This is a genomic window from Thauera sp. ZXT1-4, assembly GCF_052598215.2.
Genome location: NZ_JBQWSN020000001.1, coordinates 403,557 through 415,791, shown reverse-complemented (window position 1 = coordinate 415,791; position 12,235 = coordinate 403,557). Strand labels below are relative to the sequence as shown.

The following is a 12,235-nucleotide window of genomic DNA, read 5'->3' as shown; positions in this document are numbered from 1 at the left end:
GACCAGTCCGTTAAGTGTCTCTATTGCGCCAGCGCCAAGCAGCGCTCAGAGCTTGCTCACGGCAACATGCCGCAGGAGTTCGTTGACCGAGGCATGCATCACTTCGGTGAACGGGAAGGGGTACAGACCCATCGCCAGCACGCAGAACGCAAGCACTGCAAGGAAGGCGAACTCGCGCCCGTTGATGTCGGTGAGCTCGGCCACATGCTTGTTCGCAACCTTGCCGAAAACGACGCGCTTGTACATCCACAGCGAGTAGGCCGCGCCGAGGATCAGGGTCGTGGCTGCAACGAAGCCGATCCAGAAGTTGTATTGCACCGCGCCGAGCACCACCATGAACTCGCCCACGAAGCCAGAAGTGGCGGGTAGCCCTGAGTTGGCCATCGCAAACAGCATGAAGAAGGCGGCAAACTTCGGCATGGTGTTCACCACCCCGCCGTAGTCGGCGATCTGGCGCGAGTGCATGCGGTCGTACAGGACACCGATGCAGAGGAACATTGCGCCGGACACGAAACCGTGCGAGATCATCTGTACCAGGGCGCCTTCCACGCCGAGCGGGTTGAAGATGAAGAAGCCCAGGGTGACGAAACCCATGTGCGAGATCGACGAATACGCCACCAACTTCTTCATGTCCGCCTGGACGAGGGCGACGAAGCCGATGTACACCACCGCAATCAGCGACAGCGTGATCACCAGCGGCGCCAGTTGCTGCGCGGCGTCGGGCACGATCGGCAGGGAGAAGCGCAGGAAGCCATAGGCGCCAAGCTTCAGTCCGATCGCCGCCAGCACCACCGAACCGCCCGTGGGCGCCTCGACGTGTGCATCGGGCAGCCAGGTGTGCACCGGCCACATCGGGACTTTGACACCGAAAGCCACGAGGAAGGCGAGGAAAATCAGGATCTGCGGCTCGATCGGGAGCGGCAATTGGTGCCAGTCGAGGATGCTGAAGCTGCCACCGGACTGCATGAACAGGTACAGCAGTGCGATCAGCATCAGCAGGGAGCCGAGCAGCGTGTAGAGGAAGAACTTGATTGCGGCGTACACGCGGTTCGCGCCACCCCAGATGCCGATCACGAGGTACAGGGGGATCAGCGAGGCCTCGAAGAACACATAGAACAGCACGCCATCGAGCGCAGAGAAGATGCCGTTCATCAGGCCCGACATGATCAGGAAAGCCGCCATGTACTGCGCTACCTTGTCCTGGATCACCTGCCAGCCTGCGACCACCACGAGGATGGTGATGAAGGCATTGAGGATCACGAACAGGACCGACAGGCCATCAACGCCAAGGTGGTAGTTGATGTTGAAGCGCGGCACCCACGCGGTCAGTTCGACGAACTGCATGGCGCTGGTCGTCACGTCGAAGCCCGTATAGAGCGGAATCGTCACGACGAAGCCAGCCACCGCGACCGCGAGAGCGAGCATGCGCGCCATCGGGGCATTGCGATCCGAGCCGGTCGCGAGCACCAGCAGGCCACCGAGGATCGGTACCCAGATCGCCAGACTGAGGAGAGGAATGTCCGTCATCGTTGCTTTCCGTTCAGTGCGCCGCGCACGGCGCGTTCGATCTTGTTATGTGTTTCGGCATCGGGATGTGCCGCTCAACCCTTGTTGAACCAGTAGGTGAGCAGGATGAACACGCCGATGATCATCATGAAGGCGTATTGGTACAGATGGCCGGTCTGGAACAGGCGCGACATCTGCGCGACCCAGCCAACCAGCTTCGCCGAGCCGTTCACCATGACCCCGTCGATCAGCCCCTGATCGCCGGCCTTCCACAGGCCCTTGCCGAGCGCACGCGCACCACCCGCGAAGAAGATCTCGTTGAAGCGGTCGAAGTAGTACTTGTTCTCCAGCAGGGTGTGGATCGGCTTGAACTTCTGCTGGATCGCCGCCGGGATGTCGGGGCGCTTCATGTAGAAGAACCAGGAAAGCGCAACGCCACCCAGCGCGAGCCAGAACGGTGCCGTCTGCAGGCCGTGGATCGCCATCGCGACCGGCCCGTGGAAGCTGGCCGCAAGTTCCTTCAGGCCGGCGTGGTTGTCACCGACGAAGATCACGTCCTTGAACCACCCGCCGAACAACATCGGATCGATGGTGAAGAACCCGATCAGCACCGAGGGGACGGCGAGCAGGACCAGCGGCACGGTGACCACCCAGGGCGACTCGTGCGGCTTCTGACCCGGCGCGAGACCGTGGTGATGGGCCGCCGACGGCTCCTCATCATCGTGGTCGCCGTGGTGGTCGTGATGGGCGTGGTCATGCGCCTTGCCGAAGCGCTCCTCGCCGTGGAAGACGAGGAAATACATGCGGAAGGAGTAAAACGCGGTCACGAACACGCCGAGCAGCACGCAGAACAGCGCGTAGCCGGAGCCTGCGATCTCGGACGCATGCACCGCTTCGATGATCGAGTCCTTCGAATAGAAACCGGAGAACAACGGAAAGCCGATCAGGGCCAGCGAACCGAGCAGCGAGGTGATCCAGGTGATCGGCATGTACTTGCGCAGGCCGCCCATGTTGCGCATGTCCTGATCGTGGTGCATGCCGATGATCACCGAGCCCGCGCCGAGGAACAGCAGCGCCTTGAAGAAGGCGTGCGTCATCAGGTGGAACACCGCCGCGGAGTAGGCCGACACACCGAGCGCCACGGTCATGTAGCCGAGCTGCGACAGCGTCGAGTATGCGACCACGCGTTTGATGTCGTTCTGCACGATGCCAAGGAAACCCATGAACAGCGCGGTGGTGGCGCCGATGACGAGCACGAAGGACAGCGCGGTATCGGAGAGCTCGAACAGCGGCGACATCCGCGCCACCATGAAGATACCCGCGGTAACCATGGTCGCGGCGTGGATCAGCGCCGAGATCGGGGTCGGGCCTTCCATCGAGTCGGGCAGCCACACGTGCAGCGGGACCTGGGCCGACTTGCCCATCGCACCGATGAACAGGCAGATGCAGATCGCGGTGAGCAGCGGCCAGCCGGTGACAACCATCTCGGTCACGGAAAGCGCCTGCGCCTGGGCGAACACTTCCTGGTAGTTGAGGCTGCCGGTATGGGCAGCGATCAGACCGATGCCGAGCAGGAAGCCGAAGTCGCCCACGCGGTTGACCAGGAAGGCCTTCATGTTGGCGTAGATGGCCGTCGGACGTTCGTACCAGAAGCCGATCAGCAGGTAGGACACGAGGCCCACCGCCTCCCAGCCGAAGAAAAGCTGCAGGAAGTTGTTCGACATCACCAGCATCAGCATGGAGAAGGTGAACAGCGAGATGTAGCTGAAGAAACGCTGGTAGCCGGGGTCCTCGGACATGTAGCCGATCGTGTAGATATGCACCATCAGGGATACGAAGGTGACGACCAGCATCATCATCACGGTCAGCGAATCAATCTGGAAGCCGACCTCGAAGTCGATGCCGCCCGCCTGCATCCAGGTGTAGACCGTGCCGTTGAAGGTATTCCCCGCAGCTACGTCCTGATAGATCACCACCGAGGCGACGAATGCGATCGCCACGCCGAGGATGGTGACGATGTGCGCCCCCGCCCTGCCGATCTGCTTGCCGAACAGGCCCGCAAGGATCGCGCCGGCCAGCGGCGCCAGCGGCACGAGGAGATAAAGTGCTTTCATGTCCGTCATCGTGACGCTTCCTTAACCCTTGAGGCTGTCCAGATCATCCACATGGATCGTGCGCATGCTGCGGAACATCACGATCAGGATCGCAAGGCCAATCGCGGATTCGGCCGCTGCGACGGTGAGGATGAAGAAAACGAAAACCTGGCCTGCGATGTCGCCGAGGTAATGCGAGAAAGCGACGAAGTTCATGTTCACCGACAGCAACATCAGTTCGATGGCCATCAGAAGCACGATCAGGTTCTTCCTGTTGAGGAAGATCCCGACCACGCTGATCGCGAACAGGATCGCGCCCAGGATGAGGAAATGGGAAAGCGAAAGCATCAGTGACCCCCTGATCGCACCTGCCCCCGGCAGGTGCGGTTCTTGTTTTGCGCAGCTACGACGTCAGTCCTGCTTCTCGGCCTGCATCTTCACGAGTTCGACACGACCTTCACGCGTGACCGAAACCTGCTGGGAAGGCTGGATGTACTTCAGCCCCTTGCGCTTGCGAAGCGTCAGCGCAACCGCTGCCACCATCGCCACCAGCAAAACCAGCGAAGCGAGTTCGAAGGGATAGACGTAGTCGGTATAGAGCACACGGCCGAGTTCGCGCGTGTTGCTGTAGGTCTCGGCCGCGGCCGGAGGCGCGGGCATCGCGTCCAGGCCAAAGTACGGCCCACCGAGAATCATCACCATCTCGACGAGCATCAGCACGCCAACCAGTGCCCCCACCGGCAGATAGCTCCAGAACCCCTCACGCAGGCGGTCCAGGTTGATGTCCAGCATCATCACGACGAACAGGAACAGCACCATCACCGCGCCCACGTAGACCATGACGAGCGTGATGGCGAGGAACTCTGCCTGCAACAGCAGCCACAGGCCGCCGGCGTTGAAGAAAGTCAGCACCAGATACAGCGCTGCATGCACCGGATTCCGGGCGGTGATCACCTTCAGTGCCGCGAACACCATGATCGCGGCTAGAAAGTAGAAGACGAAGGTCTTGAATTCCATGTTCTCGGCTGTGGCGCTCGCGCGCCCTCCCCTTAGCGGTACTTGGCGTCCTGTTCGCGGTCGGCGGCGATCTGCGCCTCGTGACGATCCCCCACTGCCAGCAACATCTGCTTGGTGTAGTAGAGATCGCCGCGCTGCTCGCCGTGGTACTCGAGCACGCGCGTCTCCACGATCGCATCAACCGGGCACGCCTCCTCGCAGAAACCGCAGAAAATGCACTTGGTCAGATCGATGTCGTAGCGCGTGGTGCGACGCGATCCGTCGTCCCGCTGCGCGGACTCGATCGTAATCGCCATTGCCGGACAGATGGCCTCGCACAGCTTGCACGCGATGCAGCGCTCTTCACCGTTCGGGTAACGGCGCAGGGCGTGCAAACCGCGGAAACGGTTGCTCTGCGGAGTCTTTTCTTCCGGATACTGGATCGTGATCTTGCGCTGGAAGAAATGCCGTCCGGTCAGGGCCATGCCCTTGACGAGTTCCTTCAGGAACAGACTGCCGATGTAATCCTTGGCACCCATGGTCTTCTCAACTCCAGATCGACAACGGCGACATCATCCAGACCGCCACCACGAACACCCACACCAGGGTGACGGGAATGAACACCTTCCAGCCCAGACGCATGATGTGGTCGTAGCGGAAGCGCGGAAAGGTGGCTCGCGCCCACAGGAACAGCAGCAGGATGAATGCCGTCTTCACCGCCAGCCAGTGGAAACCGTCGGGCAGGAAGCCCACGGGCGAAAGCCATCCGCCAAGGAACAGGACCGCGGTCAGGATGGAGACCAGGATCATGTTGGCGTATTCGGCGAGGAAGAACAGCGCGAACGCCATACCCGAATACTCGACCATGTGTCCGGCAACCACCTCTGCCTCGCCTTCGACCACGTCGAACGGGGCGCGGTTGGTTTCGGCGATGCCGGAGATCACATACACGACGAACATCGGGAACAGCGGCAGCCAGTTCCAGGAGAGGAAGCCCAGGCCCATGTCGGCAAAACGTCCCTGGGACTGCGACATCACGATGTCGGTGAGGTTGAGGCTGGCCGAGATCAGCAGCACGCAGATCAGGGCGAAGCCCATCGAAACCTCGTAAGACACCATCTGTGCCGCCGCACGCATGGCGCCGAGGAAGGGATACTTCGAGTTCGACGCCCAGCCCGCGACGATCACGCCGTACACCTCGAGCGAAGTGATCGCGAGCAGGAAGAGCAGTCCTGCATTGACATTGGCGAGCACGAGCCCGTCATCGAAGGGTATGACCGCCCAGGCGGCCAGCGAAGGCGCGATGGCAAGGATGGGGCCCAGGATGAAGAGCCCCTTGCTTGCGCCGCTCGGGACGATGATCTCCTTGAACAGCAGTTTCATGCCGTCCGCGATCGGCTGCAGCAGACCCATCGGGCCGACCCGGTTGGGGCCGATCCGCACCTGCATGAAACCGATCACCTTGCGCTCGGCCAAGGTCAGATACGCCACGCAGATCATCAACGGGGCGATGATCGCGACGATCTTGATCAGCGTCCAGATCGCCGTCCAGCTCGGGCCGAAGAAATCGGCTACGGGTTGAAGCATCGAATCCATCAGACACGCTCCACGCTGAGGTCACCGCTCAGCGCGCCAAGCGCGGCGGTCGAGGGATGCGCTGCGGCCACGCGCACGCAGCCTTCGGCAAGGCCGGTGTCGGCCGCAAGAACCAGTTCGACGCTGCCACCACCCTGCGTCACCCGCACCCGATCTCCGTCGCTGAGGCCGAGGGCCGCAATGGTCGCCGGTGCGATGCGCGCCACGGGTGCGGCTGCATCACGCGTTTTCTGCAGCGAAGGCGCACGACGCACGATCGGATCGGCGAAGTGGATCGGGACATCGGCCACGCGCTCGAGCCTGGAGGTTTCACCCAGCGCCGCATTGACCACGATGCCACGCAGTTCGTTGTCCAAGCGTGCCGGAATGTCGCCACCCAGCGCTTCGGCGCGCACGGCTTCCGAGTCGCCATACTCGAAGCCTTCGAGGGCGAGCAGGTTGCCCAGGACGCGAAGCACCTTCCAGCCCGGCCGCGCCTCACCCAAGGGACGGGCAACCGCAGTGAAGCTCTGCGCCCTGCCCTCGGTGTTGACGAAGGTTCCGGAGGTTTCGGTAAAGGGCGCGATCGGCAGCAGCACGTCGGCCACCTCACGCAACGCTGGCGAGTCGAAGGCGCTCATCGCGACGACGAGCTGCGCCGCGCGCATCGCTGCGAGCGAGGCGACCGGGTTGGCAAAATCGAGATCGGGTTCGGCGCCGAGCAACACGTAGGCCTTGCGCTGCTGTTCGATCATCGCGGCGGCGTTCAGGCCATCCTCGCCCGGCACGGCGCGGGCAAGATAGCCGCCAACACTGTTGGCCGCTTCTCCGATGACGCCGAAGCTGCCGCCGGAAATGCGCGCGATCTCCTGCGCCAGGGTCTGCAATTCGCTGTAGCGCTCGTGCTGGACGGCCAGGTTGCCGAGCCACACCGCAACCTTGCGGCCGCTGGCCAGGCTCTGGGCGATCGCCCGGGCGTCATCGGAAACGTCCACCGGCAGTTTGCCCTGCAGCGCGGTACTGACCTCGACACCCTTCTCCTGCGACAGCGCGACCACCACTTGGGCCATGACGGCAACCATCGCCGACGGTGCGACAAGCGCTCGGTTGCGCACCGGGATCAACCATTGCTCGGCGTTTGGCCCGATGGCGCTGACGTGCAGTCCCTTCTTTGCCGCCTGCCGCACGCGTTGCGCGAGGAGCGGTGCGTCCTTGCGCAGGAAGCTGCCGACCACGAGCAACCGGTTGAGGTCCTTGACGCCGGTGATCGGCATGCCAAGCCAAGGGGTGCCGAGCCGATGGGCGTCGCAGCGGAAATCCGATTGGCGCAGGCGGAAATCGACGTTTTGCGAGCCGAGGCCGCGAACGAGCTTCTGCAACAGATGGAGCTCTTCGACCGTCGCATGCGGCGAGCCGAGGGCACCAATCGCGGGGGCGCCGTGATCATGTGCGATCCCGCGCAGTCCATTGGCCGCGAACTCGAGCGCCGCCTGCCAGTCGACCTGCTTCCACTGCCCGCCCTGCTTGACCATGGGCGTGGTGAGTCGCTGCTCACCGTTGAGCGCCTCATAGGAGAATCGGTCCTTGTCGGACAGCCAGCACTCGTTGACGTCTTCGTTCTCCAGCGGCAGCACGCGCTTGACGACGTCGTGCTTGGTCTGGACGATCAGGTTCGCGCCCAGCGAATCGTGCGGGCTCACCGACTTGCGGCGCGAGAGCTCCCAGGTGCGGGCAGCGAAGCGGAAGGGTTTGGAGGTGAGCGCACCGACCGGGCAGAGGTCGATGATGTTGCCCGAGAGTTCGGAATCGACCGTCTTCTCGATGAAGGGCATGATCTCCGCGTGCTCGCCACGGAACGCTTGGCCCAGTTCCATCTCGCCGGCGATCTCGGCGGTGAAGCGCACGCAGCGGGTGCAGTTGATGCAGCGCGTCATGTCGGTGGAGACGAGCGCACCGAGGTTCTTGTTGAAGACGACGCGCTTTTCTTCCTGATAGCGCGAAGCGGTGGAACCGTAACCGACCGCGAGATCCTGCAGCTGGCACTCGCCGCCCTGATCGCAGATCGGACAGTCCAGGGGGTGGTTGATGAGCAGGAACTCCATCACCCCCTTCTGCGCCTTCACGGCGAGCTCGGAGTGTGACCACACCTTCATGCCATTGGTGACCGGGGTCGCACAGGCCGGCAGCGGCTTGGGCGCCTTCTCGACCTGAACCAGGCACATGCGGCAGCTCGCCGCGATGGAGAGTTTCTTGTGGTAGCAGAAATGCGGGATATACACCCCGGCGACCGAGGCGGCATCCATCACGGTGCTGCCGTCCTCGACCTGGATCTGCTTGCCGTCGATTTCGATCTCTAGCATGACGGGCTCACGTAGATTTGACTGCCTGCGCGCTGCACTTCGGGCGGCACGAGGCACTTCTTGTTTTCGATGTGGTATTCGAACTCGCTACCGAAGTGCTTGACGAAGCTCTGCACCGGCATGGAAGCCGCATCGCCCAGCGCACAGATGGTGCGCCCCATGATGTTGGTCGTGACCGAGTTCAGCAGGTCGAGGTCGTCCGGACGGCCAAGGCCGTTCTCGATACGGTGCACCACGCGATACAACCAGCCTGTGCCTTCGCGACAAGGCGTGCATTGCCCGCAGGATTCCTCGAAATAGAAATAGGACAGCCGCTCGAGCGCCTTCACCATGCAGGTGGTCTCGTCCATGACGATGACCGCGCCTGAGCCGAGCATCGACCCGGCCTTGGAGATGGAGTCATAGTCCATCGTGCAGTCCATCATCACCGCACCCGGCACCACCGGCGCGGAGGACCCTCCCGGGATCACCGCCTTGAGCTTCCGACCGCCGCGCATCCCGCCTGCCATCTCGAGCAGTTCGGAGAACGGCGTGCCAAGCGGGATCTCGTAGTTGCCCGGGCGATTGACATGCCCCGACACCGAGAACAGCTTCATGCCGCCATTGTTCGGCTTACCGAGGTTGAGGAAGGCCTCGCCGCCCATGTTCATGATGAACGGGACCGACGCGAAGGTCTCGGTATTGTTGATCGTGGTCGGCTTGCCGTAGAGACCGTAGCTCGCCGGGAACGGCGGCTTGAAGCGCGGCTGCCCCTTCTTGCCCTCGATCGACTCGAGCAGGGCGGTTTCCTCGCCACAGATGTAGGCACCGTAGCCGTGATGCGCGAACAGTTCGAAGGAGAAGTCGGAACCCAGGATGTTCTGCCCGAGCAGGCCCGCCTCGCGCGCTTCGGCGAGCGCCTCCTCGAAGCGCTGATACACCTCGAAGATCTCGCCGTGAATGTAGTTGTATCCGCGTGCAGCACCCATCGCATAAGCTGCGATGATCATGCCCTCGATGACCGAGTGCGGGTTGTAGCGCAGGATGTCACGATCCTTGAAGGTTCCCGGTTCGCCCTCGTCCGAGTTGCAGGCGAGGTACTTGTCGCCCGGGAACGAGCGCGGCATGAAGCTCCACTTGAGTCCGGTCGGAAAACCCGCACCACCACGGCCGCGAAGCACCGAGGACTTGAGCTCGGCGATGATGGCGTCCTGCGTGACCTTCTCGCCGATGATCTTCTTCAACGCCGAGTAGCCGCCGCGAGCGACGTAGTCCTGGAGCCGCCAGGTGCGGTCGCCGTCACAGCCGGCGAGAATCATTCCTTGCGTGCTCATTTCTTGTCCAGGTCGGCCAGGATCTGGTCGATCTTCTCGGTGGTCATCCAGCTGCACATGTGATGGTTGTTCACCAGCAGCACCGGGGCATCGCCGCACGCACCCATGCATTCACCTTCCTTCAGCGTGAACTGGCCATCGGGCGTGGTCTCGTTGAAATCGATGCCGAGCTTCTGCTTCAGGTAGTCGGCGGCATGCACGCCGCCGGACAGCGCACAGGGCAGGTTTGTGCACACCGTGATCTTGTGACGCCCCACCGGCTCCAGGTCGTACATGTTGTAGAAGCTCGCGACCTCGTAGGCTGCGATCGCCGGCATGCCGATGTACTGGGCGACGAACTCGATGAGCTCCTTCGGCAACCAGCCCTTTTCGACCTGCGCGATCCGCAGCGCGGCCATGACCGCGGACTGCTTCTGATCTGGCGGATATTTCGCGATCTCTCGATCGATCTGTTGCAGCGATTCCTGGCTCAGCATGTCGTCTTGATCTTCCGGATAGCCTGCCGATTCGTATTCGTGTGGTGCGTTCGCGGGGGGATCAGCGGTCGATCTCGCCGAACACCACGTCCATCGTGCCGATGATCGCCACAACGTCGGCAATCATGTGGCCACGCGCGAGTTCGTCCATCGCGGCGAGGTGCGCAAACCCTGGGGCACGCAGTTTCAGGCGATACGGCTTGTTCGCACCATCCGAAACCGCATACACCCCGAACTCGCCCTTCGGGTGCTCGACTGCAGCATAGACTTCGCCCTTCGGCACATGGATGCCCTCGGAGAAGAGCTTGAAGTGATGAATCAGCTCTTCCATGTTCGACTTCATCGCCTCGCGCGAAGGCGGCGCAATCTTGTGGTTGTCGGTGATGACCGGACCAGGGTTCTTGCGCAACCAGTCGATACACTGGCGAATGATGCGGTTCGACTGGCGCATCTCTTCCATGCGGCACAGGTAACGGTCGTAGCAGTCGCCGTTCTTGCCAACGGGGATGTCGAAATCCAGCCGGTCGTAAACCTCGTAAGGCTGTTTCTTGCGCAGATCCCATGCGACTCCGGAACCACGCAACATCGGACCGGTGAATCCCCATGCCAGCGCCTGCTCGGGCGAAACGACACCAATGCCGACGGTGCGCTGCTTCCAGATCCGGTTTTCGGTGAGAAGCGTCTCGTACTCGTCGCAATAGGTCGGGAAGCGGTTCGTGAAGTCCTCGAGGAAATCCAGCATCGAGCCTTCGCGCGCAGCATTGAGCTCGCGCACCGCCTTCTCGTTCTTGAAACGATTGGCCTCGTACTTCGGCATGCGGTCCGGCAGATCACGATAGACGCCACCGGGCCGGTAGTAGGCCGCGTGCATCCGCGCGCCCGAGACGGCCTCATAGGCGTCCATGAGGTCTTCGCGTTCGCGGAAGGTATACAGCACCATCGTCATGGCGCCGATGTCGAGCGCATGCGTGCCGATGTTGAGCAGGTGGTTCAGGATGCGGGTGATTTCGTCAAACATCACCCGGATGTACTGACCGCGCAACGGAACCTCGATGCCGAGCAGCTTCTCGATCGCCATGCAGTAGGCGTGCTCGTTGCACATCATCGACACGTAGTCGAGACGATCCATGTAGGGCACGGACTGCACCCAGGTACGGGTCTCGGCAAGCTTTTCCGTGCCGCGATGCAGCAGGCCGATATGCGGATCAGCGCGTTCGACCACCTCGCCATCCAGCTCTAGCACGAGACGTAGCACGCCGTGTGCCGAAGGGTGCTGCGGACCGAAGTTGATCGTGTAGTTGCGGATTTCAGCCATGGCCGACGTCCCCGTAATTCTCTTCGCGCACGATGCGCGGTGTGTTCTCGCGCGGCTCGATGGTGACCGGCTGATAGACGACCCTACCCTGCTCCGGGTCGTAGCGCATTTCGACATGACCCGACACCGGGAAGTCCTTGCGGAATGGGTGGCCGACGAAACCGTAGTCGGTCAGGATCCGGCGCAGGTCCGGATGGCCGGAATACAGGATCCCGTACAGATCAAAGGACTCGCGCTCGTACCAGTTGGCGCTTGGCCAGACCTCTGCCACCGAATCCACCACCGGGAAGGCATCTTCTTCCGCGAACACGCGGACGCGCAGGCGCTGGTTGTGCTTCACCGAGGTGAGATGCGCCACCGATGCGAAGCGTTTTCCCGCCCATGGCGCGTTACCATAAGTGGAATAATCGACACCCGAAATGTCGATCAGCTGCTCGAAATGCAACTCGGCATGGTCGCGCAACCGACGGCAGATGCGCAGGTATTCCGAGGCAGGCACCTCGATGGTGAGCTCACCCCGATCGAGCACCAGCGACCGGATGTGGTCGCCGAAGACTTCGCGCAGGGACTGGCTCAGGCGTTCAAGCTTGGCACTCATGTC

At 62.3% G+C, this 12,235-nt stretch carries 11 protein-coding genes; all 11 read right to left on the bottom strand.

Annotated elements, in window-relative coordinates; all coding sequences use genetic code 11:
* Nucleotides 1-45: 45 nt before the first annotated feature.
* The 11 genes from ACUH78_RS01970 to ACUH78_RS01920 all read right to left on the bottom strand — a co-directional run bounded on the left by ACUH78_RS01970 (nt 46) and on the right by ACUH78_RS01920 (nt 12,232).
* On the bottom strand, nt 46-1,527 hold the full coding sequence (locus tag ACUH78_RS01970; protein WP_418362815.1) for an NADH-quinone oxidoreductase subunit M: 1,482 nt from the start codon (nt 1,525-1,527) through the stop codon (nt 46-48).
* Nucleotides 1,528-1,601: 74 nt separating this feature from the next.
* The gene (gene nuoL / locus ACUH78_RS01965) at nt 1,602-3,629 is read right to left on the bottom strand and encodes an NADH-quinone oxidoreductase subunit L (protein WP_445332416.1); all 2,028 of its coding nucleotides are present in this window, start codon (nt 3,627-3,629) and stop codon (nt 1,602-1,604) included.
* Nucleotides 3,630-3,641: 12 nt separating this feature from the next.
* A complete protein-coding gene (gene nuoK, locus ACUH78_RS01960; protein WP_002926502.1) occupies nt 3,642-3,947 on the bottom strand; it encodes an NADH-quinone oxidoreductase subunit NuoK in 306 nt (101 codons plus the stop codon).
* 63 nt (nt 3,948-4,010) lie between these two features.
* Complete coding sequence (locus ACUH78_RS01955; RefSeq protein WP_445332417.1) at nt 4,011-4,616, bottom strand: NADH-quinone oxidoreductase subunit J; 606 nt, start codon at nt 4,614-4,616, stop codon at nt 4,011-4,013.
* Nucleotides 4,617-4,648: 32 nt separating this feature from the next.
* Nucleotides 4,649-5,134, bottom strand: a complete 486-nt coding sequence (gene nuoI, locus ACUH78_RS01950) for an NADH-quinone oxidoreductase subunit NuoI (RefSeq protein WP_418362818.1) — start codon at nt 5,132-5,134, stop codon at nt 4,649-4,651.
* Between the two features lie 7 nt (nt 5,135-5,141).
* A complete protein-coding gene (gene nuoH / locus ACUH78_RS01945; RefSeq protein ID WP_418362819.1) occupies nt 5,142-6,191 on the bottom strand; it encodes an NADH-quinone oxidoreductase subunit NuoH in 1,050 nt (349 codons plus the stop codon).
* Nucleotides 6,191-8,530: an NADH-quinone oxidoreductase subunit NuoG gene (gene nuoG / locus ACUH78_RS01940; RefSeq protein ID WP_445332418.1), complete on the bottom strand. Its 2,340-nt coding sequence runs from the start codon at nt 8,528-8,530 to the stop codon at nt 6,191-6,193. The genes nuoH and nuoG overlap by 1 nt, the downstream gene beginning before the upstream one ends.
* A complete protein-coding gene (nuoF, locus tag ACUH78_RS01935; protein ID WP_418363345.1) occupies nt 8,524-9,828 on the bottom strand; it encodes an NADH-quinone oxidoreductase subunit NuoF in 1,305 nt (434 codons plus the stop codon). The genes nuoG and nuoF overlap by 7 nt, the downstream gene beginning before the upstream one ends.
* 11 nt (nt 9,829-9,839) lie before the next feature.
* Nucleotides 9,840-10,319, bottom strand: coding sequence for an NADH-quinone oxidoreductase subunit NuoE (gene nuoE / locus ACUH78_RS01930; RefSeq protein ID WP_418362821.1), 480 nt, complete (start codon nt 10,317-10,319; stop codon nt 9,840-9,842).
* A gap of 61 nt (nt 10,320-10,380) precedes the next feature.
* Nucleotides 10,381-11,634, bottom strand: coding sequence for an NADH-quinone oxidoreductase subunit D (locus tag ACUH78_RS01925; protein ID WP_418362822.1), 1,254 nt, complete (start codon nt 11,632-11,634; stop codon nt 10,381-10,383).
* Entirely contained in the window at nt 11,627-12,232 is a 606-nt protein-coding gene (locus ACUH78_RS01920; protein ID WP_445332419.1) for an NADH-quinone oxidoreductase subunit C, read from the bottom strand. Before ACUH78_RS01920 ends, ACUH78_RS01925 begins: the two co-directional genes overlap by 8 nt.
* Nucleotides 12,233-12,235 lie beyond the last annotated feature (3 nt).